27 protein-coding genes and 1 tRNA gene are annotated in these 21,943 nt (G+C 71.7%); 10 read left to right on the plus strand and 18 right to left on the minus strand.

What is annotated here, in order from left to right:
* Window positions 1–8 precede the first annotated feature (8 nt).
* The gene (locus AB0M92_RS29105) at window positions 9–248 is read left to right on the plus strand and encodes a hypothetical protein (RefSeq protein ID WP_366105276.1); all 240 of its coding nucleotides are present in this window, start codon (window positions 9–11) and stop codon (window positions 246–248) included.
* Between the two features lie 79 nt (window positions 249–327).
* Here AB0M92_RS29105 and AB0M92_RS29110 read toward each other — a convergent pair whose 3' ends face one another.
* The gene (locus AB0M92_RS29110) at window positions 328–564 is read right to left on the minus strand and encodes a hypothetical protein (protein ID WP_366105278.1); all 237 of its coding nucleotides are present in this window, start codon (window positions 562–564) and stop codon (window positions 328–330) included.
* 1 nt (window position 565) lies between these two features.
* Between AB0M92_RS29110 and AB0M92_RS29115 the strand changes: the two genes are divergently transcribed.
* Complete coding sequence (locus tag AB0M92_RS29115; protein WP_366105279.1) at window positions 566–973, plus strand: hypothetical protein; 408 nt, start codon at window positions 566–568, stop codon at window positions 971–973.
* A gap of 145 nt (window positions 974–1,118) precedes the next feature.
* On the opposite strand, the gene AB0M92_RS29120 is transcribed toward AB0M92_RS29115, so the two are convergent.
* From AB0M92_RS29120 to AB0M92_RS29160, 9 genes are all read right to left on the minus strand, one after another.
* Window positions 1,119–1,985 carry an RNA polymerase sigma factor SigF gene (locus tag AB0M92_RS29120; RefSeq protein WP_366105280.1) on the minus strand — a complete coding sequence of 289 codons (867 nt, stop codon included), beginning with the start codon at window positions 1,983–1,985 and terminating at the stop codon, window positions 1,119–1,121.
* Window positions 1,986–2,204: 219 nt separating this feature from the next.
* Window positions 2,205–3,041: an RNA polymerase sigma factor SigF gene (locus tag AB0M92_RS29125; protein WP_366105306.1), complete on the minus strand. Its 837-nt coding sequence runs from the start codon at window positions 3,039–3,041 to the stop codon at window positions 2,205–2,207.
* Window positions 3,042–3,374: 333 nt separating this feature from the next.
* Complete coding sequence (locus AB0M92_RS29130) at window positions 3,375–3,536, minus strand: hypothetical protein (protein WP_165937499.1); 162 nt, start codon at window positions 3,534–3,536, stop codon at window positions 3,375–3,377.
* Between the two features lie 377 nt (window positions 3,537–3,913).
* Complete coding sequence (locus AB0M92_RS29135) at window positions 3,914–4,201, minus strand: hypothetical protein (RefSeq protein ID WP_366105281.1); 288 nt, start codon at window positions 4,199–4,201, stop codon at window positions 3,914–3,916.
* A 178-nt stretch (window positions 4,202–4,379) separates the two neighbouring features.
* Window positions 4,380–4,464, minus strand: a tRNA-Ser gene (locus AB0M92_RS29140).
* Window positions 4,465–4,521: 57 nt separating this feature from the next.
* Entirely contained in the window at window positions 4,522–5,013 is a 492-nt protein-coding gene (gene tadA / locus AB0M92_RS29145) for a tRNA adenosine(34) deaminase TadA (RefSeq protein ID WP_366105283.1), read from the minus strand.
* A complete protein-coding gene (locus AB0M92_RS29150) occupies window positions 5,013–5,558 on the minus strand; it encodes a hypothetical protein (RefSeq protein ID WP_366105284.1) in 546 nt (181 codons plus the stop codon). The genes tadA and AB0M92_RS29150 overlap by 1 nt, the downstream gene beginning before the upstream one ends.
* Before the next feature lie 277 nt (window positions 5,559–5,835).
* Window positions 5,836–6,030: a hypothetical protein gene (locus AB0M92_RS29155; protein WP_366105285.1), complete on the minus strand. Its 195-nt coding sequence runs from the start codon at window positions 6,028–6,030 to the stop codon at window positions 5,836–5,838.
* Between the two features lie 129 nt (window positions 6,031–6,159).
* Window positions 6,160–7,098: a universal stress protein gene (locus AB0M92_RS29160; protein ID WP_366105286.1), complete on the minus strand. Its 939-nt coding sequence runs from the start codon at window positions 7,096–7,098 to the stop codon at window positions 6,160–6,162.
* A gap of 212 nt (window positions 7,099–7,310) precedes the next feature.
* Here AB0M92_RS29160 and upp point away from each other — a divergent pair, with 212 nt between their 5' ends.
* The gene (upp, locus tag AB0M92_RS29165; RefSeq protein WP_030160225.1) at window positions 7,311–7,946 is read left to right on the plus strand and encodes a uracil phosphoribosyltransferase; all 636 of its coding nucleotides are present in this window, start codon (window positions 7,311–7,313) and stop codon (window positions 7,944–7,946) included.
* A 70-nt stretch (window positions 7,947–8,016) separates the two neighbouring features.
* Here the strand turns inward: upp and AB0M92_RS29170 are convergent, their stop codons facing one another.
* Both AB0M92_RS29170 and AB0M92_RS29175 read right to left on the minus strand, forming a co-directional pair.
* Window positions 8,017–8,676 carry a LytR C-terminal domain-containing protein gene (locus AB0M92_RS29170; RefSeq protein WP_366105287.1) on the minus strand — a complete coding sequence of 220 codons (660 nt, stop codon included), beginning with the start codon at window positions 8,674–8,676 and terminating at the stop codon, window positions 8,017–8,019.
* A 152-nt stretch (window positions 8,677–8,828) separates the two neighbouring features.
* Complete coding sequence (locus AB0M92_RS29175; protein ID WP_030160221.1) at window positions 8,829–9,128, minus strand: type II toxin-antitoxin system VapB family antitoxin; 300 nt, start codon at window positions 9,126–9,128, stop codon at window positions 8,829–8,831.
* An 88-nt stretch (window positions 9,129–9,216) separates the two neighbouring features.
* On the opposite strand from AB0M92_RS29175, the gene AB0M92_RS29180 reads away from it, so the two are divergent.
* Both AB0M92_RS29180 and opcA read left to right on the plus strand, forming a co-directional pair.
* Window positions 9,217–10,797 (plus strand): helicase HerA-like domain-containing protein, encoded by a 1,581-nt coding sequence (locus AB0M92_RS29180; RefSeq protein ID WP_366105288.1) that lies wholly within the window; start codon window positions 9,217–9,219, stop codon window positions 10,795–10,797.
* 93 nt (window positions 10,798–10,890) lie between these two features.
* Window positions 10,891–11,853, plus strand: a complete 963-nt coding sequence (opcA, locus tag AB0M92_RS29185) for a glucose-6-phosphate dehydrogenase assembly protein OpcA (protein ID WP_366105289.1) — start codon at window positions 10,891–10,893, stop codon at window positions 11,851–11,853.
* Here the strand turns inward: opcA and AB0M92_RS29190 are convergent.
* The gene (locus AB0M92_RS29190) at window positions 11,850–12,443 is read right to left on the minus strand and encodes an HhH-GPD-type base excision DNA repair protein (RefSeq protein ID WP_366105290.1); all 594 of its coding nucleotides are present in this window, start codon (window positions 12,441–12,443) and stop codon (window positions 11,850–11,852) included. The genes opcA and AB0M92_RS29190 overlap by 4 nt on opposite strands.
* A 105-nt stretch (window positions 12,444–12,548) precedes the next feature.
* Here AB0M92_RS29190 and AB0M92_RS29195 point away from each other — a divergent pair, with 105 nt between their 5' ends.
* The 3 genes from AB0M92_RS29195 to AB0M92_RS29205 all read left to right on the plus strand — a co-directional run bounded on the left by AB0M92_RS29195 (window position 12,549) and on the right by AB0M92_RS29205 (window position 14,252).
* Complete coding sequence (locus tag AB0M92_RS29195; protein ID WP_366105291.1) at window positions 12,549–13,367, plus strand: VOC family protein; 819 nt, start codon at window positions 12,549–12,551, stop codon at window positions 13,365–13,367.
* A gap of 113 nt (window positions 13,368–13,480) precedes the next feature.
* Window positions 13,481–13,672: a DUF1059 domain-containing protein gene (locus AB0M92_RS29200; protein ID WP_366105292.1), complete on the plus strand. Its 192-nt coding sequence runs from the start codon at window positions 13,481–13,483 to the stop codon at window positions 13,670–13,672.
* Between the two features lie 160 nt (window positions 13,673–13,832).
* Complete coding sequence (locus tag AB0M92_RS29205; RefSeq protein WP_366105293.1) at window positions 13,833–14,252, plus strand: TOBE domain-containing protein; 420 nt, start codon at window positions 13,833–13,835, stop codon at window positions 14,250–14,252.
* 58 nt (window positions 14,253–14,310) lie between these two features.
* On the opposite strand, the gene AB0M92_RS29210 is transcribed toward AB0M92_RS29205, so the two are convergent.
* The 3 genes from AB0M92_RS29210 to AB0M92_RS29220 all read right to left on the minus strand — a co-directional run bounded on the left by AB0M92_RS29210 (window position 14,311) and on the right by AB0M92_RS29220 (window position 18,466).
* Complete coding sequence (locus AB0M92_RS29210; protein ID WP_366105294.1) at window positions 14,311–14,757, minus strand: molybdopterin-dependent oxidoreductase; 447 nt, start codon at window positions 14,755–14,757, stop codon at window positions 14,311–14,313.
* Window positions 14,758–14,837: 80 nt separating this feature from the next.
* Window positions 14,838–17,630 (minus strand): molybdopterin-dependent oxidoreductase, encoded by a 2,793-nt coding sequence (locus AB0M92_RS29215; RefSeq protein ID WP_366105295.1) that lies wholly within the window; start codon window positions 17,628–17,630, stop codon window positions 14,838–14,840.
* Window positions 17,627–18,466, minus strand: a complete 840-nt coding sequence (locus AB0M92_RS29220) for an FAD binding domain-containing protein (RefSeq protein WP_366105296.1) — start codon at window positions 18,464–18,466, stop codon at window positions 17,627–17,629. Before AB0M92_RS29220 ends, AB0M92_RS29215 begins: the two co-directional genes overlap by 4 nt.
* 239 nt (window positions 18,467–18,705) lie before the next feature.
* Between AB0M92_RS29220 and AB0M92_RS29225 the strand changes: the two genes are divergently transcribed.
* Window positions 18,706–20,166: a helix-turn-helix domain-containing protein gene (locus tag AB0M92_RS29225; RefSeq protein ID WP_366105297.1), complete on the plus strand. Its 1,461-nt coding sequence runs from the start codon at window positions 18,706–18,708 to the stop codon at window positions 20,164–20,166.
* 50 nt (window positions 20,167–20,216) lie between these two features.
* Here AB0M92_RS29225 and AB0M92_RS29230 read toward each other — a convergent pair whose 3' ends face one another.
* Window positions 20,217–20,621: a helix-turn-helix transcriptional regulator gene (locus AB0M92_RS29230; protein ID WP_366105298.1), complete on the minus strand. Its 405-nt coding sequence runs from the start codon at window positions 20,619–20,621 to the stop codon at window positions 20,217–20,219.
* A 62-nt stretch (window positions 20,622–20,683) separates the two neighbouring features.
* Entirely contained in the window at window positions 20,684–21,238 is a 555-nt protein-coding gene (locus AB0M92_RS29235; protein ID WP_366105299.1) for a hypothetical protein, read from the minus strand.
* Window positions 21,239–21,336: 98 nt separating this feature from the next.
* Between AB0M92_RS29235 and AB0M92_RS29240 the strand changes: the two genes are divergently transcribed.
* Window positions 21,337–21,852, plus strand: a complete 516-nt coding sequence (locus AB0M92_RS29240) for a PadR family transcriptional regulator (RefSeq protein WP_366105300.1) — start codon at window positions 21,337–21,339, stop codon at window positions 21,850–21,852.
* Window positions 21,853–21,943: the final 91 nt, after the last annotated feature.

A 21,943-nucleotide genomic window follows, 5' to 3' on the forward strand; every position in this document is an offset into this window, starting at 1 on the left:
CCTGAGGCATGGCTGCGAACCACAACTCACAGGGACCCGAGGGCAACTACGACCCCGCGGGCAGCACTCAGATGTTCCGGGCGTTCGTCGAGGAGGCCGCGCCGGCCGGGCCGGGGCAGGCGCCCGTGGCTCCCGGTTCTCGTCGGCGCCAGGCCGCGCAGGGCTCCGGATCGAAGACCGGGCTGTGGCTGGGGGTGGGGGTCGCCGCTCTGGTGCTGATCGGACTGGTGGCCTGGCTGGCCCTGTAGCCGCCGGGAGGGGCGGAAGGGCCGGGGCGGGGCGAAGGGTCGGGAAGGGCGGAAGGGCCGGGAGGGCGCGGCGCCGTCCTCACGTCCAGGTCGCCGTGGCCTTCCGGGTTTCCACGTGCATGCCCAGGGGGACCCGCCAGGATTCGACGCAGACCGTGTAGGTCTGCGCCTTCGTCGTGCCGCCGGGGACGGGGGCGGGGAGGGGCTGGGTCGTGGCGATCGTGGCCCAGTCGATGCCCAGCGCGCCGATGACGTGCGTCGAGAACGTGACCGTTCCCGAAGCGGCCGGTTTCGTTCCCGTGTTGGTGAACGCCACCGTGACCCTCTCGCACCACCGGTCCGCCGCCTGGGCCCGGGTCGGCGGGCTCAGGGTCAGGTTCGCCGGCGTGCTCGGGGGTGTGGTCCCCGGGGTCGGGGCGGGGGGCTTCGAGGTGGTCGGTGGCTGCGCCGGCGGCGGCTGGGGCGGCTGTGCGCTCCCGGGCGGGGTGGCCGGGGATCCGCCCGGGGCGGAGCCGGCGGCACTCCTCGGATCCGGGGTACCGGGCGACGTACTGCCTGTCGAGGCCGACGCGGAGGCCGAGCCCGACGCGGAGCCCGACGCGGCGGCCGAGGTCGAGGCGGCGGGTCCGTCGCCCAGCGGCCGGAGTTCCACCGCGGACCGCGGCGGTACGTTGTCGCCCGGCCGGCGCTCCGGGCCCGGGGCCACGGCGCCGGCGGCCGCGTAGCCGTCACGTGCCGGGCCGCCGCATCCCGTCAGGCATGCGGCGGCCAGAGAGCAGCACAAGGTCGTCAGGGTGAGCGTTCGGCGGTCCACTCGCATCGCCGTAGTTTTGCTGACCCTGCGTCAGGTGGGAACCCCTTCGGCCGGGGCTACTCGCCGATCAGGCCCACGCGCAGCTGTGCCAGCGTGCGCGTCAGGAGCCGGGAGACGTGCATCTGGGAGATGCCGACCTCCTCGCCGATCTGCGACTGCGTCATGTTCGCGAAGAACCGCAGCATGATGATCTGCCGTTCCCGGGGCGGGAGTTTGGCGAGCAGCGGCTTGAGCGACTCGCGGTACTCGACGCCCTCCAGCGCGGTGTCCTCGTAGCCGAGGCGGTCCGCGAGCGAGCCCTCGCCGCCCTCGTCCTCGGGAGAGGGCGAGTCGAGTGAGGAGGCGGTGTAGGCGTTGCCCACGGCGAGGCCGTCGACGACGTCCTCCTCCGACACCCCGAGCACGGCGGCCAGTTCCGGCACCGTCGGCGAGCGGTCCAGCTTCTGGGCGAGCTCGTCGCTGGCCTTGGTGAGGGCGAGGCGCAGCTCCTGGAGGCGGCGCGGGACGCGCACGGACCAGGAAGTGTCCCTAAAGAATCGTTTGATCTCGCCCACGACCGTCGGCATCGCGAACGTCGGGAACTCCACGCCGCGTTCGCAGTCGAACCGGTCGATCGCCTTGATCAGGCCGATCGTGCCGACCTGGACGATGTCTTCCATCGGCTCGTTGCGGCTGCGGAAGCGGGCGGCCGCGTACCGCACCAGCGGCAGGTTCAGCTCGATCAGGGTGTCGCGTACGTACGCCCGTTCGGGGCTGTCCACGTCCAGGGCGGCAAGTCGCTGGAAGAGGGAGCGGGAGAGGGTGCGGGTGTCGATGGCTTCCGAGCGGACAGGCGCTGCAGGCAGTGCAGGCGCTGCAGGCACTGCCGGTGCTTCGCTCTTGACGAGCGTGAGCACCTTGGAGCTGCCCTGGTCTACGGACATGCCACCCCCTTGAGGTCGCGGACGGTCGCGTACTGCGCGCCCGTCGGAGGAACGCAGCCTCCACCTGAATACCGGAGGCGGGGCTGCGGCAAACGCGGTTCCAGCAGAATGTCACATGTCGGCAACACGCTGTAGCGCCAAGTCGACATATAACTCCAGCGACAGAGCGGAATGAGCCCATTCTGTGGGAAACGGCCGAGCGGGCTCCACCCGTTTCAGCTACGCCTCGATCCTGTTTGCGGACCGGAGTCGGGCGAAGCTGCGGGCGAGCAGTCGCGAAACGTGCATTTGGGACACACCGAGCTCGGCGCTGATCTGGGACTGCGTCAGGTTGTTGTAGTACCGCAGCAGCAGGATCCTTTGTTCACGTTCGGGCAGCTGTACGAGGAGGTGCCGGACGAGGTCGCGGTGCTCGACCCCGGCCAGCTCCGGGTCCTCGTAGCCGAGCCGGTCCAGCAGGCCCGGCAGCCCGTCGCCCTCCTGGGCGGCCTCCAGCGAGGTGGCGTGGTACGAGCGGCCGGCCTCGATGCAGGACAGCACCTCGTCCTCGGTGATCCGCAGCCGTTCGGCGATCTCGGGGGTGGTGGGCGTGCGCCCGTGCAGGGTGGTGAGGTCCTCGGTGGCCGCGTTCACCTGTACCCACAGCTCGTGGAGCCGGCGCGGCACGTGGACGGTGCGGACGTTGTCGCGGAAGTACCGCTTGATCTCGCCCACGACGGTCGGCATGGCGAACGTCGGGAACTGCACCCCGCGGTCCGGGTCGAACCGGTCGATGGCGTTGATGAGGCCGATCGTGCCGACCTGGACCACGTCCTCCATCGGCTCGTTGCGGCTGCGGAAGCGGGCGGCCGCGTACCGCACGAGCGGAAGGTTCGCCTCGATGAGGGCCCCGCGCACCCGGTGGTGCTCGCTCGTGCCCGGCTGAAGGACCTTCAGCTGCCCGAACAGGACCTGGGTGAGCGCCCGGGTGTCCGCGCCCCGGCTCGGCGGTCTCGGAGGCGCCGGAGGCTCCGCAGGGGGGTCCTGCTGGGGCGGAACCTGGGAGTCCTGGGGCAGGTCCGGGGAGGGGCCCTGCGGCGGGCCCTGGGAGGGGCCCCGGGGGGAATGCGGGGAGGAGTCCTGCTGGGGCTCCTGCTGGGGTGGCACCTGAGGCGCAGTACTGGCCGGCACGGTCACGCCACCCCTTCATGTCAACTCATCCGTCAAAAGCGGTCATAGCATCACAAGACATGTGCACTGTGTGCAAGCACCGTATATCGCCGTGTTGAGGGCAAGTTGGGCATAATGGGGTGTTTTGGGCAAGGGAATTGAGGGGGTGCGGGAACGTGAAAGCCCCCCATCCGTCGGATTGGGGGGCCGGTCGGTCGAAAGGGCGCGTCAGAGTACGGGTCAGCGCACCAATTCGGTCATGAACGCGCCGATGCCGTGGGCGGCGTCCGATATGCCCTGGAAGCCGATTTTCACGATGTCGGCGGCCTTGACCGGCTGGGTGATGATCACGAAGAGCACGAACACGACGAGCCCACTCATGATCATCTTCTTGGTGTCCATCAGCGGTGTCGGCCTCCCCAACCGGTACTGCCAAGTCGGGTGAGTCTAACCGTTCGTCTTCGGACACTCACCAGGCCTTTATGGACCAATGACCCGGCGGTCCGGGTCCTTTGCCGCAGTACCGGGGGGTGTGGGTGGCGCAGTATTGAAGGCGAGCCCACCGGTTCTGGCAGGAAATCGGTGGGTGAGGGACAGGACCTCACTGCGGGGTCCGAGCCGCAAGCTTCCCCCCTGACTGCGGCCCGGACTGGCAGGTTCCGTCCTCATCGGGGGAAGTGGCTTGTCCCCCCGATGCCACTTCCCCCGCCCGTACGTCGAAGGCCCCGACCCCGGTCGGGGCCTTCTTCGGCTTTCTGCGGTGGGCGTTCCGCGGTCGGCTACTGAATGGCGCCGAGCAGGTCCAGAACGGGCGCCACGGGGGCGATCACGGGCTCCAGGTCGTTCGGCAGCTGCGTCACCCGGCCGAGCTTGTCCAGCTCGCCCAGCTTGCCGCCGATCTCCTGGACGGAACCGGGCGTGGCCCCCTGCGGCATGCCCGGGGCGGCCTGCGGCAGGTCCGGGAGGGTGATCGGGGCCGGGGCGGCGGCGGAGGCGGCGGGAGCGGCGAGGCCCGCGGCGGCCCCCGCGAGGGCGAAGGCGGCGAGCATGCGCTGGGTCTTGGTCATGCCGTGACAACGGCCGAGCGGGGTGCGCGGTCACGCGGGGGTCATCCGTAAAGACGCGTGGGCACGCGGCGGGGGGTGCGGCGGGGCACGCTGCGGGGCGTGTGGCGCGGCACTCGGCGCGGCGTGCGGGAAAACGCCGAGAGCCCCGTCCCTTGCGGGGCGGGGCTCTCGAACGAAGCGGTAGTGGAGGGATTTGAACCCCCGATGGGTTGCCCCATACTCGCTTTCGAGGCGAGCTCCTTCGGCCACTCGGACACACTACCGAGATGGATCCTAGCCTAAGGATCGGCATCAGATGAAATCGATGCCGCCGAGCCGCCTCAGCGGTCGCGGAAGAAGTCCGTCAGCTGCCGCGCGCACTCCTGCGCGAGCACGCCGCGGATCACCTCCGGACGGTGGTTGAGCCTGCGGTCCCGTACGAGGTCCCAGAGCGACCCCGCGGCACCCGCCTTCTCGTCGTCGGCGCCGTAGACGACCCGGGCCACCCGTGACTGCACGAGCGCGCCCGCGCACATCACGCACGGCTCCAGGGTCACCACGAGGGTGCACCCCGGAAGCCGCCATTCCCCGAGCCGGGCGGCCGCCCGGCGCAGCGCCAGCACCTCGGCGTGCGCCGTCGGGTCGCCGATGGCCTCGCGCTCGTTGTGCCCGGTGGCGAGCAGTTCCCCGTCCGGGCCCAGCACGACGGCGCCGACCGGCACGTCGCCGGCCGGCACCGCCCGGGCGGCCTCCGCGAGCGCGAGGCGCATGGAGTCCCGCCACGGGTCCCGTACGGGATCGGGGCCGTGCTGGGGGCGGTGCGTGGTGATCACTAGCGGACGGCCTCCAGCACCTCGGTGGCGCCGAGGGACTCGGCGATCTCCGAGAGGGCGTCCCCGTCGAGGGTCATCAGTTGTTTGTTGCTGACGCCGAGGTCGTCCAGCAGCCGGGGGTCGCCGAGCGGGCCGGCGGGTACCGGTTCCGCACCGGGCGAGTCCTCCTCGTCCTCGTCGTCGGCATCGGCGAACGCGGCGATCGTGTCCTCCTCGCCGTCCTCGGTGCCGTCCAGGTCCAGTTCGTCGAGTTCGTCGTCCTCCTCGTCGCTGCCCAGCAGCTCGTCGGTCAGCATCGAGCCGTAAGAGCTGCGGGAGGCCGCGGAGGCGTTCGAGACGAAGTACCGCGGGTCCTCCTCGCCGTCCACGCGGACGACGCCGAACCAGGCGTCCTCCTGCTCGATGAGGGCGACCACCGTGTCGTCGTCGACAGCGGCGGACCGGGCGAGATCGATCAGATCACTGAGGGACTCGACGTCGTCGAGTTCCATGTCGCTCGCTTCCCACCCGTCTTCGGTGCGCGCGAGCAGTGCGGCGAAATACACCGTGACTCTCCCACTGGTCATAGGCGTGCCGGTTGGAGGTCCCCCCGGCCGGAGGTGGGGAGGGTTGGAACGGCTGTCCTGCTCGCCGTTCGTGCCCCGCCCAATCGGCATCGTGGCAGAAAGCGCGGCTTTGCGAGAGGTCTTCGGCGCTTGCGTCGTCCCGTGCCGTGCGCTCCGCGGGTTGTACGGGGGCTGCCGGGGCGCGCTGCGGCGCCCTCGCGGGGGCCCCGCGATCCCGCCGACGGCGTCGGCGCGGCGCCGTCCGGGGCGGGGCGGGTCACCAGCGGAACGTGCGCATCCGCATCTGCTGGCGCATGCGGGCCGCGCGGGCGCGCCGGGGCTGGACGCGGTCGCGCAGGGCCCGCGCCTCCATCAGGTCGCGCAGGAACTGCGCGCGGCGCGCTCTGCGCTGCGCCGCCGTCTCCGGCTGCTCGTGCGCGTCGTCGCCCCGGCTCGGCTGCGTGTCGGGCATCGGCCACCACCCCGGCTGGTCCGGTCGTCCTCCTCCGCCGGCGCGAAGCAGACCCCCCGCACCCCACCTTCCCCCGGATGGGGCGATTGATGCCACCCTTTCTTCGCGCCTTCGCAGCTCAGAAGGGTGTTACGCGCCGTCCGGCAGGGTGGGGACGACCACCACGGGACCGTGCGCGTGGTGCAGGACCGCGTGGGCCACCGAGCCGATCATCAGGGCTCCGACCCTGCGCCGCGGGTGGTGGCGGCCCACCACCACCAGGGCCGCCGACCGGGAGGCCGTCACCAGCCGCTCGGCCGCATCGCCCGGGGCCGCCGCCTGCTCCACCGGCACCTGCGGCCAGCGGGCCCGGAACGGCGCCAGCCGCTCCGTCTGGGAGCGCAGCATCTCCCGCTCCGCCGGCACCGCGTTCCCGTCGTCGGCCAGCCCTTCCGGCGGGATCACCTGGAAGGGGGCGTCCACCACCATCACGGGCGCCGGCGGGATCGCGTACGCGGAGACCACCTGGACGGTGGTCCCCCGTGCGGCCGCTTCCGCGAAGGCGAAGGCCACCACGTCGTCCGCCGTCTCCGCGGCGTGCAGGCCGAGCACCACCCGCCCGCTGGACGGCCCGTCCCCGGCCTCGGCGCTGCGCTCCGCGTGCGGGACCACCACCACCGGGCACACCGCGGAGGAGGCCACGGCGCGGCTGTTCGAGCCGAGCAGCAGGGCCGCGAAGCCGCCGCGCCCCCGGGAGCCCATCACCACCATCAGGGCTTCCTCCGCGGTCACCCGCAGGGCCTCGGGCACGGAGCCCTCCAGCGACTCGTACCGCACCTCGGCCGGCAGTTCGGCGGTCCCGGCGAGGATGTCCCGTACGCGCTCCCCGACGGGGTCGGCGTACTGCTGCGGCTGCGAGGGGTCGGCGAGGGAGGACCGGCGCGCCGCGTACAGCTGGGCGCTGTCGGGCAGCACGTGCGCGACCACGAGCGGGGCTCCGCGGCGCAGCGCCTCGGTCCGCGCCCATTCCAGCGCCTTGAGGCTGTGATCGGATCCGTCGACCGCCGCGACCACCGGTGCGTTGCTCATCCGTCCAGCGTGCTGGGCGCCCGGGCGGGCCGCATCCGCAAGGGATCCGGTACGGATCGGGAACCGATGGGTACGGATCCGCGGGCGGCGGCGCGGGTTCGGACGCACGGGGGTGCGCGCACCGCGTAGCCTTTTGACCGTGGGTCGCGAAAAGTGCGGCCGTTTTTGCAGGTCGCAGGTCGAAACCCGGCAGCTGAGCCTTGGAGGATGTTGTGCGTTTGCAGGTCGTCGATCACCCCTTGGTGGCGCACAAACTGACCACCCTGCGCGACAAGCGCACCGACTCCCCCACCTTCCGTCGGCTCGCCGACGAGCTGGTGACCCTCCTCGCGTACGAGGCCACCCGTGACGTGCGCACCGAGCAGGCCGACATCGTCACGCCGGTCGGGCCGACCACCGGCGTGAAGCTCTCGCACCCGCGCCCGCTGGTCGTGCCGATCCTGCGCGCCGGTCTCGGCATGCTGGACGGCATGATGCGGCTGCTGCCGACCGCCGAGGTGGGCTTCATGGGCATGGTCCGCAACGAGGAGACCCTGGAGGCCTCCACGTACGCGACGCGCATGCCCGAGGACCTCTCCGGGCGTCAGGTGTACGTCGTCGACCCGATGCTGGCCACCGGTGGCACGCTCGTCGCGGCGATCCAGGAGCTCATCAAGCGCGGCGCCGACGACGTGACCGCCGTGGTGCTGCTGGCCGCGCCCGAGGGCGTCGAGGTCATGGAGCGCGACCTCGCGGGCACCCCGGTGACGGTCGTGACGGCCGCGGTGGACGAGCGGCTCAACGAGCACGGCTACATCGTTCCGGGCCTGGGCGACGCGGGCGACCGCATGTACGGCTCGGCCGAGTAGGACCCGCGGGACGAAACAGCCGGCCGCCTCTTGCGAGGGGGCCGGCTGTTCGCGTTCGTCCGTCGTCGGGTCAGCAGGTCTTGGCGGGCGAGGGCTGCGGGTTGGCCAGCAGGTACAGCTCCTTGTCCGCCGCCTCCTTCGGGCTGAGATCCTTGAAGGCGTCGCCGAGGATCAGGTCGATGTCCGCGCCCTCCCGGGCGTCGGTCTGCTGCGTATCGCCTTCGAGCTGGGTGCCCAGTACGGAGAAGGCCGCCTTGTCGGTCTTGGGCGAGCCGAGCAGTATCCCCGTGCCCGGGACCTTCTTGTCGAAGTCGGCGGGCGCGTTGCCGACCTTGCCGATGGTGAAGCCGCGCTTCTTCAGCTCGTCGCCCACCGCCTTGGCGAGCCCGGCGCGCGGGGTCGCGTTGTAGACGTTGACCGTGATCTCGCCGGGCTGGGGCAGGGCCGCGGCCGGTTTGGCCGCGGCGGGGCTGGCGGCCGCCGCGGCGCCCGCCCTGGGCTTGGGTGTCGCGCAGTCCTTGCCCGCGGCCTGGTGTTTGCCGCTGCCGCCCTCACCTCGGAACACGTTCATGAGCTGCACGGATCCATAGCCGAGCAGGGCCAGACCGAGGACTGCTCCGAGCACGGTGAGGACGATCCGGCGGCGCCGCCGCGGTCGGCTCATGCGGGGGTAGGCCGCTCCCGTGACGCGGTACTTTCCGCCCATGCCGGGGGGAGTGAGCATGCTCATGGGCGCAGCGTAGTACCGCCCGCCTGCGATGCCCACCAAATGATCTGTTGATAGGGCAAGACCGACCCGAAAGGCGCAATCCTCGCGAACCGGAAACCCAAGGGGGGCCCGGGCAGGAGCGTTTCTCGGGCCCGTTTACGGCGTGTCGGGGCTCAGTAGTCCATTTCGAGTACGCGCGCGTGCAGCACCTGGCGCTGCTGCAGGGCCGCGCGCACGGCGCGGTGCAGCCCGTCTTCCAGGTACAGGTCGCCCTGCCACTTCACGACGTGGGCGAAGAGGTCCCCGTAGAACGTCGAGTCCTCGGCGAGCAGCGTCTCAAGGTCCAGCTGCCCCTTGGTCGTCACCAACTGGTCGAGCCGGACCGGGCGCGGGGCGACATCCGCCCACTGCCGGGTGGTTTCCCTGCCGTGGTCGGGGTACGGCCGCCCGTTTCCGATGCGCTTGAAGATCACACGGAAAGCCTACCGGGCCGGTGCCTGCGGGCGCAGCCTTGCCAAGCCGGTGCAAAAGTGGCAGACAGGGCTATTTCGGGAGTGATGTATGAGCGAGAGCACCGACCCCGCGTCCCCGGCCGACCAGATCGCCGCCGGTTACGCCTTCACCGGACCCGCGCTCGAACTGGGTGCCCTGCTCTGGGACGGAGCCTGTCTGCCGGACCGCCAGATCCGCATCCCGCTGTCGATGCTCAACCGCCACGGCCTGGTCGCGGGCGCGACCGGCACCGGCAAGACGAAGACGCTCCAGCTCATCGCCGAGCAGCTGTCGACGGGCGGCGTCCCGGTGTTCCTCGCCGACGTCAAGGGCGACGTCTCCGGGATCTCGGCGCCGGGCACGGCCAACGAGAAGGTCGCGGAACGGGCGGGGGAAGTCGGCCAGCAGTGGGAGGCCACCGGATTCCCGAGCGAGTTCTATTCGCTGGGCGGGATCGGAGCGGGCATTCCGGTACGGGCCACGGTGACGGGATTCGGCCCGGTGCTGATGTCGAAGGTGCTTCAGCTCAACCAGACCCAGGAGCAGTCGCTCGGCCTGATCTTCCATTACGCCGATGCCAAGGGACTGGAGCTGATCGACCTCAAGGACCTGCGGGCGGTCGTCGCCTTCCTCGTCTCCGACCAGGGGAAGGCCGAACTCAAGGGCATCGGCGGGCTGTCCACCGTGACGGCCGGGGTGATCCTGCGGTCCCTGACCGCGTTCGAGCAGCAGGGCGCCTCGGAGTTCTTCGGCGAGCCCGAATTCGACACCAGTGAATTCCTGCGGACCGCAGCCGACGGGCGCGGGCTGGTCTCCGTACTGGAACTCCCGGCGGTCCAGGACAAGCCGCAGCTCTTCTCCACCTTCCTGATGTGGCTGCTGGCGGACCTCTACACCGACCTGCCGGAAGTCGGGGACCTGGAGCGGCCGAAGCTGGTCTTCTTCTTCGACGAGGCCCACCTGCTGTTCAACGGCGCGTCGAAGGCCTTCCTGGAGTCCATCACCCAGACCGTGCGGCTGATCCGGTCCAAGGGGATCGGCGTCTTCTTCGTGACGCAGACGCCCAAGGACGTGCCGGGGGACGTGCTCGCGCAGCTCGGCAACCGGGTGCAGCACGCGCTGCGCGCCTTCACCCCGGACGACGCGAAGGCGCTGAAGGCCACGGTGAAGACCTTCCCGAACTCCCCGTACGACCTGGAGGAGCTGCTGACCGGGCTCGGTACGGGCGAGGCGGTGATCACGGTGCTCAGCGAGAAGGGCGCCCCGACCCCGGTCGCGGCGACCCGGCTGCGCGCCCCGCAGTCGCTGATGGGTCCGCTCGACGCGGCGGTCCTGGACGCGGCGGTGAAGTCCTCGCTCCTTTACGCGCGGTACGCGGAGCCGGTCGACCGCGAGTCGGCGTACGAGAAGATCAGCGCCGAGCAGGTGGCGGCCGAGGCGGCGGCGGAGGCCGCCGCGGCGGAGGCGGAGGCCGAGAAGCAGGCCAAGGAAGCGGCGAAGACGGCGCGCAGCGCGCCGAAGCCGGACCCCTCGCTCGCCCAGCAGGTGGTGGGGAGCGGGCTGTTCCGTTCGCTGGCGCGGTCGATCGGCACCCAGCTGGGGCGGGAGATCTCGCGGTCGGTGTTCGGGACGGCGAAGCGGCGCAGATGAGACGGGGCCGCGAGGCGGTACGTGACGGATTCCGGCGGCCGGTGCCACCGCCGGGGTGCCGCCGGGGGCTTCGGCGCTGACAGACTGCGGCCCATGCGGACCGAACTCACCGACACCACGTCCAGCAAGATCGACCGGGCCCTGCTCGACGCCCGCCGCGCCGTGGGCAGCCCCACGATGGGCCTGGTGCTGACGCTCGTCGTAGCCACCGACGAGGAGAACGCGTACGACGCCGTCCGCGCGGCCTCGGAGGCCTCGCGCGAACACCCCTGCCGCATCATCGCGGTCATCAAGCGCACCTCGCGCGGCCCGCACAAGCTCCGCCAGACCCGGCTCGACGCCGAACTGCGGGTCGGCTCCGACGCGGGGACCGGGGAGATCGTGCTGCTGCGCCTGCACGGGGCGCTGACCGAGCAGGCGGGCTCGGTGGTCCTGCCGCTGCTGGTGCCGGACGCGCCGGTGGTGGTGTGGTGGCCGGCCGACGCCCCCGCCGACCCGGCGCGGGATCCGCTCGGCGCGCTCGCGCAGCGCCGGATCACGGACGCCGAGGCCGTCGCCGACCCGCTGGCGGTACTGGAGCGGCGGGCCGCCGCGTACGCCCCCGGTGACACCGACCTCTCCTGGACCCGGCTGACGCCGTGGCGGGCCCTGCTGGCCGCGGCGATGGACCAGAAGCCGCTGCCGGTGAAGGGCGGGGCGGTGGAGAGCGAGGCCGGCAATCCGAGCGCCGAGCTGCTGGCCCGCTGGCTGGAGGACCGCCTCGGGGTGCCGGTGGAGCGGGTCGCGACGGACGGGCCGGTGATCACGCGGGTCCGGCTGGCGACCCGGGAGGGCGAGATCACGGTGGACCGCCCGGACGGGGCCCTGGCCACGCTGATCCTGCCGGGCAGCCCCGACCGGAAGGTGGCCCTGAAGATCCGCAGTACGGCCGAGCTGATCGCGGAGGAGCTGCGCCGACTCGACGCGGACGAGGTCTACGCGTCGGCGCTGCGCAAGCGCCCGGCCGAGGCGGCGGCCACCGAGGCGGCGGCCACCGAGGCTGCGGCCACCCCCTAGCCCTTCTCCGCCTTGGCGGCCTTGGCGGCCGCCTTCATCTCCTGTTTGTGCGCCCGCACCTTCGCCAGGGACTCCGGCCCGGTGATGTCCGCCGCCGAGCGGTAGACGTTCGCCGGGCCGTAGCCGCCGGCCGCCTCGCGCCAGCCCTTGGGGCGTACGCCGAGCTGCTTGCCCAGCAGCGCCAGGAAGATCTGGGCCTTCTGCTCGCCGAACCCGGGCAGCTCCTTGAGCCGCTTCAGCAGCTCGTCCCCGGTCCGTACGCCGCGCCAGATGCCCTCGGCGTCACCGTCGTAGTGCTCCACCAGGTACGCGCACAGCTGCTGCACCCGCTTCGCCATGGACCCCGGGTAGCGGTGCACGGCCGGCTTCTGCGAGAGCAGGGCGGCGAAGGACTCGGGGTCCGATGCGGCGATGGCATGGGCGTCCAGATCGTCGGCCCCCATCCGCCGGGCGATCGTGTACGGGCCCGAGAACGCCCACTCCATCGGCACCTGCTGGTCGAGCAGCATGCCGACGAGCGCCGCGAGCGGGCTGCGGCCCAGGAGCTCGTCGGCCTCCGGCTGCTGGGCCAGCCGCATCGTGATGTCCATGGATCCAGCCTCCCGCGCGGCGGCGCTCCCCGCGCGGTCGGCGCACCGCGGGCCTAGCGTGAGAACCGCGCAAAAGCGACGAAACGAAACAGGAGTCGATCGATCATGGCTGAGTTCCCGGAAGGCGCTCCGTGCTGGGTGGACGCGATGTTCAAGGACGTGGAGGGTGCCAAGACCTTCTACTCCGACGTACTGGGCTGGACCTTCGGCGAGTCGTCCAGCGAGTACGGCAACTACACGCAGGCGTACTCCGGCGGCAAGGCCGTGGCGGCCGTCGTACCGCCGATGCCGGGCGCCGAGGCCCCGTCGCAGTGGTGCCTGTACTTCGCCTCGCCCGACGCGGCGGCCACGGCCGAGAAGATCAAGTCGGCCGGCGGCGAGCTGATGATGGAACCGATGCAGGTCGGCACCTTCGGCACCATGGCCATCGCCAAGGAGCCGAGCGGCGCGGTCTTCGGCGTCTGGCAGCCGGGCGAGCACAGGGGCTTCGAGAAGCTCGGCGAGCCGGGCGCGTACGCCTGGGCGGAGGTCTTCACCCGTGACCCGGCCAAGGCGGACGGGTTCCTCTCGCAGGTCTTCCCGTACGGGGTCCAGAGGATCGAACCCGGTGACGACCCGGAGATGGCCGGGATGGACTTCAAGATCTTCAGCCTCGGCGGCAAGGAGAACCCGGTCCTCGGCCGGATGAAGATGGGCGAGGAGTTCCCGCCGGAGATCCCCCCGTACGTCCAGGTCTACTTCGCGGTCCCGGACTGCGACGAGGCCGTGGCCAAGGCCAAGAAGCACGGCGGCACCCTCCACTTCGGCCCGATGGACAGCCCCTTCGGCCGCTTCGCGGCCCTGACGGACCAGCAGGGCGCGGCGTTCGCGGTCATCGACCTGAAGAACACGTCGGGCGAGATGCCGAAGATGTCGGACGCGTAGCCGTCCCCTCCGCGGCCGGGCGGCGGCTGGCAGGACGGCCCGGCTTTCGCCCCGGGGCGATGCGGAGGATCGTGGTCAGTGGATCCACAGGCATCGCCACCGGGAGGCGCGTCATGCGCAAGGTCATGGACTGCAGGGAGTACCCCAGCGAGATCGGGTGCACCCTGACCATCACGGGTGAGGAAGACGAAGTCATGGGGGCGGCGGTCCAGCACGCCGTCGCCGTGCACGGTGAAGAGGACAGCCAGGAGTTCCGCGACGCGCTGCGCGGCATGCTGAAGCCGGAGGTGTCCCAGAACGCCTGAAACCTCTGAAACCCCTGAAACCGCAGAGGCGAGCCGCACGGGTGGTTCCGGCTGGCGGATGCGATGGGTCGAACGCACGTCGGGACCGGGGTGATTACGGTCGATCTTGTGCGGTTCCCCCGGACCGCGCGAAGTCACTACCGAAGAGGTCGGACAACCCATGAGCCTGAGCATCCGCAACCAGATCGCCGGTACCGTCACCGCCGTCACCACCGGCGAGGCCATGGCCACGGTCAAGGTCCGTCTGGAAGGCGGCCAGGACATCACCGCCGCCATCACCGCCGACGCCGTCAAGGACCTCGGCATCGCCGAGGGCTCCTCGGTCAAGGCGCTCGTCAAGGCCACGGAGGTGGCGCTGGCCACCGGCGCCGTCGAAGGCCTCAGCATCCGCAACCAGCTGGCCGGCACCGTCTCGGACGTGGCCACCGGTGGCGCCATGGCCTCGGTCAAGGTGGACGTGAACGGCGGCGGGCTGACCGCCGCCATCACCAAGGACGCGGTCGAGGCGCTCGGCCTGGCCGCCGGGTCCTCCGTCGTCGCGCTGATCAAGTCCACCGAGATCTCGCTCGCGACCGTCTGACGCCCCGGGCTCCCGGGTCACGGGCCCAGGTCTGCGGGCCCAGGTCCAGGGCCCGGGACTACAGGCCCAGGTTCGGCGGCGACAGCGAGCCGAACCACACGTGCGTGACGGCGCTGACGTAGCGCGCCCCGCACCGGTCGGACGGGACCACCAGCTGCGCTCCCTCCTCGTCGAGGTCCTCTCCGTCGAGGCGGGTCGCCAGCAGCACCGCACTGTTGCCGAAGTCCGCGTCTAGTTCGGCCCAGGACAAGACGGTGTGGTGCCCGTCCCCGCCGCTGACCGCCAGCAGGAAGCGGCTGCGGTCCTTGCGCCGGCGAGCGTCGAAGGACGGCCCGGCGTCCGAGACCACGTCGCGCAGCAGCGCGCCTTCGAAGACATGGTGCTGCGGACCGTTCGTCGCGCAGTCGAAGGTGACCTCGGCCCGGTGCTGTGCCCAGTCCCGCAGGTCCGCGACGCTCAGGGTCGCCGGGTGGTCCAGATCTCCGTGCAGCATGAGTTTGGCCATGTGGCGATTGTGCCCGGGGGCCGTGATTGCGGAACCTCATCTGCAAGGTTGATGGCTTGATACAACCCGCAGATGTGGCTTCATCGTGTGTTCTGCCCTTGCAGGTCGCGCAACCGCTGGTTCACCTTCCGCCAGACGATGTCGCGTGTCACCGGCATCTCCGTGAACCGCACCCCGGTCGCATCCCGCAGCGCGTTGGCGAACGCCGGGGCCACCGGGTTGAACGGGCTCTCGCTCATCGACTTCGCGCCCAGCGGGCCGATCGCGTCCGAGGTCTCCATGAAGTGCACCTCCGTGCGCGGGACGTCCGCGTACTGCGGGAGCCGGTAGCGGCGGAACGCCGCGGTGGTCACCTCCCCGCGCTCGTCCACCCGTACGGTCTCGAACAGCGTCGCGCCCAGCGCCTGGGCCACGCCGCCCTCCACCTGGCCGCGGCACTGCATCGGGTTCATGACCTTGCCCGCGTCCGCCGCGTGGACCGACCGGAGGATCTTCATCTCCCCCGTGTCCGGGTCGACGGCGAGGCGGAACCACTGCGCGTTGAAGGCGACCGAGCGGGGGGAGCCGCCCCAGTGCCCGTCCGCGGCCATCTCCTCCAGCTTGCCCTTGTCGTACGCGGCCTCGTACAGCTCCTTGAGCGTGACGATCCGGCCCGCGCAGTCGAAGGACTCGGCGGAGAGCCTGCACAGGTGCCGGGCCACGCCCGTGTGCCGGGCAGCGAAGGTCAGCAGGCGTTCCGCGAGCGAGTCGGCGGCCAGCATGACCGCCTTGCCCGCCACCACCGTGCCGGCCGAGCCGAACGCGCCGGTGTCGTGGCGGACCACGTCGGTGTCGGACTGGCGGACCGTGATCCGGTCGACCGTGGTGTTCAGCGCGCCCGCGGTGATCTGCTTGTGGACGGTGGTCGTGCCGTTGCCGAACTCGGCCGTGCCGACGGCGATGTCGTACGTACCATCGCGGAGCAGGCTGACGCGGGCGTCGGCGAAGTGGCCGCCCGGCGGGCCGGTCGCGATCATCGCGACCGCCGAGCCCGTCCCGGTGACCCAGCCCTGCGGGACGTCCTCGTGGCTGCGGTCCTCGGCGGCGGCCTTCCGCACCACGTCCATGCACTGCTTCATCCCGTAGGAGGCGATGAACAGGTCCTCCTCGTGGCCGATCGGGGTCACCAGGTGGTCGCCGGCGCCGATGACGTTCTTCTCGCGCAGGACGAGCGGGTCCATGTCCAGCCTGCGGGCGAGCTCGTCCATCACCGATTCGAGGGCGAACAGGACCTGGCCGAGGCCGTAGCCGCGGAAGGCGCCGGCCGGCACGCCGTTGGTGTAGACGGAGTACGCCTCCACCTCCTTGTTCGGCGCCTTGTAGACGGCGAAGGACTCGCCGACGCTGTGGAACATGACGGCCGGGCCGTGGTTGCCGTAGGCGCCGGTGTTGGAGAGCACCCGGATGCGCAGGGCGGTGAGCGTGCCGTCCGCCTTGGCGCCGATCTTGATGGTGATCTTGAACGGGTGGCGGGTGGTGGCACCGTAGAACTGCTCGGCCCGGGTGAATTCGAGTTTCACCGGCCGCCGCAGCTTCAGGGCGGCGAGGACCACGATGTCCTCGGTCAGCATTTCCTGCTTGCCACCGAACCCGCCGCCCACGCGGCCCGCGACGACGCGGACCTCGTCCTCGTTCAGGTCGTAGAGCGCGCACAGCGCCCGCCGGGTCAGGAACGGGGCCTGGGTGGAGGAGCGGACGGTGATGCGCTCGCCGTCGCCCTCCTCCTTGGGTTCGAAGTACGCGACGCTGCCGTGGGTCTCCAGGCTGGCGTGCTGCACGCGCTGGGTCTGGAAGGTCTCCTCGTAGACGACGTCCGCCTGCGCGTACCCCTGCGCCATGTCGCCGATCGTGTTGTGGACCTCGCCGCACACGTTGTTCTCGGCGCGGAAGATCCCCGACTCGGGCCCCTTGGGGTGCAGGACGGGGGCACCGGGGAGCATGGCCTCCTCCGGGTCGATCACGTACGGGAGCTCCTCGTACGTGACCACCACGCGGCGGCAGCCCTCCTCGGCGGCCTGCTCGCTGTCGGCGACGACGGCCGCCACCCGCTGCCCGACGAAGCGCACCACGTCGTCCAGGACGCGCGTGTCCATCGGGTCCTCGGTCGGGTGCTCGTGCCGGGCGGACGAGTACAGGCGGTCGGGGGCGTCGTGGTGGGTGAGGACGGCGTGCACGCCCGGGACCTGGAGGGCGTCGCGGATGTCGATGTCGACGATGCGGGCGTGCGGGTGCGGGGAGCGCAGCAGCTTCATGTGGAGCAGCCCGGGCACCTCGACGTCGAAGGTGTAGCGGGCGGTGCCGGTGACGACGAGGGGACCGGCGGGGGCGCCGAGGCTCTTGCCGACGGCCGCGCCCTGTTCCGGGGTTTCGGTGTGCTTCACCCCGCGTACGGCGTCCTCGATGGCGCGGTAGCCCGTACAGCGGCAGATGTTGCCCTTGAAGGCGCGCGGGAGGTCCTGGAGCTTGCCGTCGTCGTGGGCGGTGCCCTCCTCGGCCTGGAGGGCGGCGGTGGTCATCAGGAAGCCGGCCGTGCAGAAGCCGCACTGGAAGCCCTGGGCGTCGAGGAACTGCTGCTGGGCCGGGTGCAGTTCGCCGCCGGGCCTGGCGAGGCCCTCGACGGTGGTGACCGAGCGGCCCTCGGCGCGGACGGCCGGGTAGAGGCAGCTGTGCACCGGCTGCCCGTCGACGTGCACGGTGCAGGCCCCGCAGTCGCCCTGGTCGCAGCCCTTCTTCACGCCGAACCAGCCGCGCTCGCGCAGGTAGGTGCGCAGGCACTGGCCGGCGCGGGGCTCGGTGTCGAAGCGCTCCCTGTTGATCTCGATCTCGTAGCTCATCGGGAAACCTCCTCCTTCAGCGGCGCCGGCGCGAGTTCGCGGCGGATCTCCTCGGCCAGACGCAGGGCCATGTGGCGCCGCCAGTCGGGCAGTCCGTGGATGTCGTCGAACCACTCGTCCGGCCGGACGGCGGTGTCGACCGCCTCGCGCAGTTCGGCGGCGGTGGGCGGCAGCGCGAACCAGAAGCGGAAGGGGCGGGTGGTGGCGGCGCTGACCATGAGGGCGAACGAGCCGTCCTGGGGGTCGCGGGTGCCGACGACGAGGGCGCCGGAGCGGCCGAGCCCGTAGAGAGAGGCCTGCCGGAAAGCCGTACGGCAGGTCAGCGAGCGGGCCGGGACGCGGACGGAACGCAGCAGCTCGCCCTCGCGCAGGTCCTTGACCCCGGCCCCGCGGATGAAGTCGGTGACGGGCAGGCGGCGGGTGGCACCGTCCTGGCCCTGGAGGAGGACGGTGGCGTCGAGGCCCGCGGCCAGGGAGATGACCGGGCCGGCCGGCAGGCCGTTGCAGAGGTTCCCGCCGACGGTGGCCATGTTCCAGACCTTGAAACTGGCCAGGAAGGCCCGGCAGCACTGCTCGATCAGCGGCGCCGCGGTCGCCGGCAGGGACCGGCCGAACCGGGACAGCTCGGTGATGGTGCAGGTGGCCGCGATGTCGAGGTCGCCGTCGGGCTGCCAGGACAGGGACGGCCAGCCCATCCGCGACAGGTCGACCAGGCGGCGGATGTGCGGCTGGGGCTCGGAGAAGAGGTACGTGCCGCCGCCGAGCCACGCGTCGCCGGGGCGCCAGGGTTCGCGGCGGCGTGCGTCGCGCACGTCGAGCACGGTGTTGAGATCCAAGGGGAGCCACCAGCCTCTCTGGTCCGAGGACCGTGCGTTTCCAGTCAGTGAACCAACGGGGGCGGGGCCGGGACGACTGTGGCCGGACACGGAAAGGGACGGTCCGCCGGCGCTCGTCCCTGGATGATCAACCAAGAGGCTGATGAGACACTTGCCCTTGCATTTACGATGGTCTTTCTCATATTCGCCTGGCGAATGTGGCCACCGTGGGCTGCCACCCACCCCAAGGAGTCCCCGCCATGCACGTCCTCGACCTGCTTCAGTCCGACAACCTCGGCCTCACCCTGCTCTGGGGCGAGGACGCCCTTCTCGGCCAGGAGGTCAGCGGGGTCACCGCCACCGACCTGGAGGACCCGCGCCGCTTCCTGGGCCCCGGCGAACTCGTGCTCAGCGGCCTGGTGTGGTGGACCGACGGCGACCTGGTGAAGGCGGACCGGTTCGTGTCCGCGCTCGCCGAGGCCGGGGCCACCGCCCTCCTCGCGGGCGAGGAGACCCACGGCCGGGTCCCCGACGAGCTGGTGGCCGCCTGCCGCGCCCACCGCGTGCCGCTGGTGGCCGTACCCGCGCAGACCAGCTTCCGCGCGGTCACCGAGGCGGTCTACCTGCGCCAGTGGGGTGACCTGAGCCGGCGCCCGAACCGCCTCTTCGCCCTCCCCGAGAACGTGCGCGCCGAGCTCAGCCGCCTCCTCGAAGGCGACGCGGGCCCCGCCGAGTTGCTGGACCGCGCCTGCGCGCACCTGGGCAGGGTCGCCTGCTACCTGCTCACCGCGAGCGGCCGCACCGTCGCCCGCACCCCGTCGGCGCCCGCGATACCGGCCAGGCGGGCGGGCGCCGGCGCGCTGCGCGAGGGGCTCTCGCTGCGCATCGAGGCCGAGAGCACCCCGTACGACGCCTGGCTGCTGCACGTGCCGGACGCGGACGCCGCGCCCCCGCGCGTGCTCCACGAGATCGCCGAGGTCTTCGCCCAGTACCGCGACGGCCGCTCCCGGCGCGCCGACCAGGCCCGTGCCGCCGGCCGGGAGCTGGCCGTACTCCTCGAAGCGGAGGAGCAGGCCGCGGATCCGGCGGCGCTGGAGGAGGCGCTGGCCGCGGCGAGACTCCCGGCGGGCGGCCCGTACCGGGTGCTCGCGGCGACGGACGGCGACGCCCTGGCCGAGGCGCTGGCCCATCTGCACGGTGTCCCGTACGCGGTGGGGCGTTCGGTCGCGGTCCTGTACGAGGACCAGGACGCGGCGGTCGACGTCCCGGGCCTGCTCCGCCCGGTCTGGCCGCTGATCCAGGCCTGCCGGGTTCCGGAAGCCGATCTCCGCCTGGGCGCGGGTGCGCGGGCTTCGGGCGCCGAGGCACTACGCGCGTCGCTGCGCCAGGCCCGCTTCGCCCTGACGGCGGCGGACGAGACGACCCCGGTCCGCGGGGTGGAGCAACTGGACACCCTGTCGGCCCTGTTGGCGGGAGTCCCGGGGGAGGTCCGGTCGGTCTACGCGACGCGGACGCTCGGGGCGCTCGGGGACGGCATGCTGCGCGAGACGCTGGAGGTGTTCCTGGCCAACAACTGCTCCTGGACCCGCACGGCGGAGGCCCTGCACCTGCACGTGAACACGGTGCACTACCGGATCGAGCGGGTGGAGTCCCTGACGGGCCGGGACCTCTCGCGCCTGGACCACAAGCTGGACCTCTACGCGGCGCTGCGCTGCACGTAGCGCACGGGCGGGCGGCGGGCGGCGGGCGGCGGGCGGTGGGCGGTGGGCGGTCAGGGGAGGTCGACGTACACCTCGGTGGACTTCACCCGCGCGATGACGCTCACCCCGACCGCGATCCCGAGTTCCTCGACCGACTCCCGCGTCACCACGGACACCACCCGGTGCGGGCCCGACTGGATCTCCACCTGGGCCGCCACGTCGTCGAGCCGGACCGCGGTGACGATGCCGGCGAAGGAGTTCCGTACGGAGGTGGCCGTTCCGTTGCCCGCCGGGGGCTGCGGCCGCGGATCACCGGCCCGCGCTTTGGCGAAGGCGGCGAGCGTCGCCCCGTCGAAGGAGCGGGCCCCGTCGGCCGTACGGCGCACGGGCAGCCGCCCACCGTCGGCCCAGCGGCGGACGGTTTCGGCGCTCACGCCCAGCAGCCCCGCGGCCTGCCCGATGGAGTACGACGACACGCCCGCACCCTACCCCCGCCGGTCCGTCGGCTCCCGACCGGCGGTCCGGCGGCGGCAGTTGCTCAGCGCGCGCCGGCCTTGGCCTGCGCGGCGGCGACGTAGCGGACGGTGAAGAGCATCGGGACGACGAAACCGGCGGCCTGGACCAGCGTGGCGGACATGGAGTGGCCGTGACCGGCGTGGGCGAGGGCCGCGAGCGCGCCGGCGGTGACGGCGAAGGCCGCGGTCCACACGCCCGTGATGACGGTGTTGGCGCGGACGAACGGCCGCAGGCCCCAGACCTCGCGGGGGGTGGTGCGCTTGGCGATGCCCAGGGTGAACGGCTTGCCCACGAGCAGGGAGCCCCCGGCGATGAGGGCCAGCGTGGTTGAGGAGAGGGCTGCCGAGTAGCCGTGGACGCCCGAGTGCGGGTCGGCGAAGGCGATGGCCGTCAGGGCCGCGAAGAAGACCGCGGAGCCGATCTCGATGATCAGCGCGTCGAAGCCGGCCCCGGCCCGGCGCTGCTGGACGGTGACCGCCACGGCGGCGACGAGACCGGCGAGCGCGGCCCACTGCCACTGGCCGGACGGGAGCACCGCGAAGACGATCCACGGAAGGAAGGTGCGTACGTACGACATCGGAAACCCCCGGCTGATGACTGACGTTCCTGTTCTGACATGTCGAAAGTAGACGTTCCAGAAGTGACATGTCAAGAATGGAAGGTAAAGTAAGGGGCATGAGCCTTCGACACGCCCTTCTCGGACTCCTGTCAGAGCGCCCGGCCAGCGGATACGACCTGCTCAAGCGCTTCGAAACCTCGCTGGCCACCGTCTGGCCCGCCACCCAGAGCCAGATGTACACAGAGCTGTCCAAGCTCGCCGGCGCCGGGATGATCAGCGTTTCGGCCCAGGGCCCGCGCGGGCGCAAGGAATACACCCTCACCGACGAGGGGCTGGCCGAGCTGCGCCACTGGCTGACCGGGACCAAGCCGCAGCGCAACACCCGCAGCGACATCCTGCTGAGGGTCTTCTTCCTCGGTGTGCTCACGCCGGAGCAGGCGCGGGGCTATCTCACCGAGCTGACGGAGATGTCCCAGCACGAGTACGAGGGCCTGCGGCAGCTGGAGAAGTCCATCGACTGGGGCGATGATCCGCTGTCGGTCCACGGCAGGATCGCCCTGGAGTACGGCCTGCGGTTCAACGCCATGCGCCGGGAGTGGGCCGAGTGGGCGGCGGGCCAGATCACCCCCTAGTGACCTGGTTTTGAGGTCGTGGGTCGCCACGTGAGGCGTCCCCTGTTTCAGATTGCGGTGTTCGCCCGCGGCAGAGCGGGGGTTCGCGCTG

The organism is Streptomyces sp. NPDC051582 (assembly GCF_040681715.1).
GTDB lineage: Bacteria > Actinomycetota > Actinomycetes > Streptomycetales > Streptomycetaceae > Streptomyces.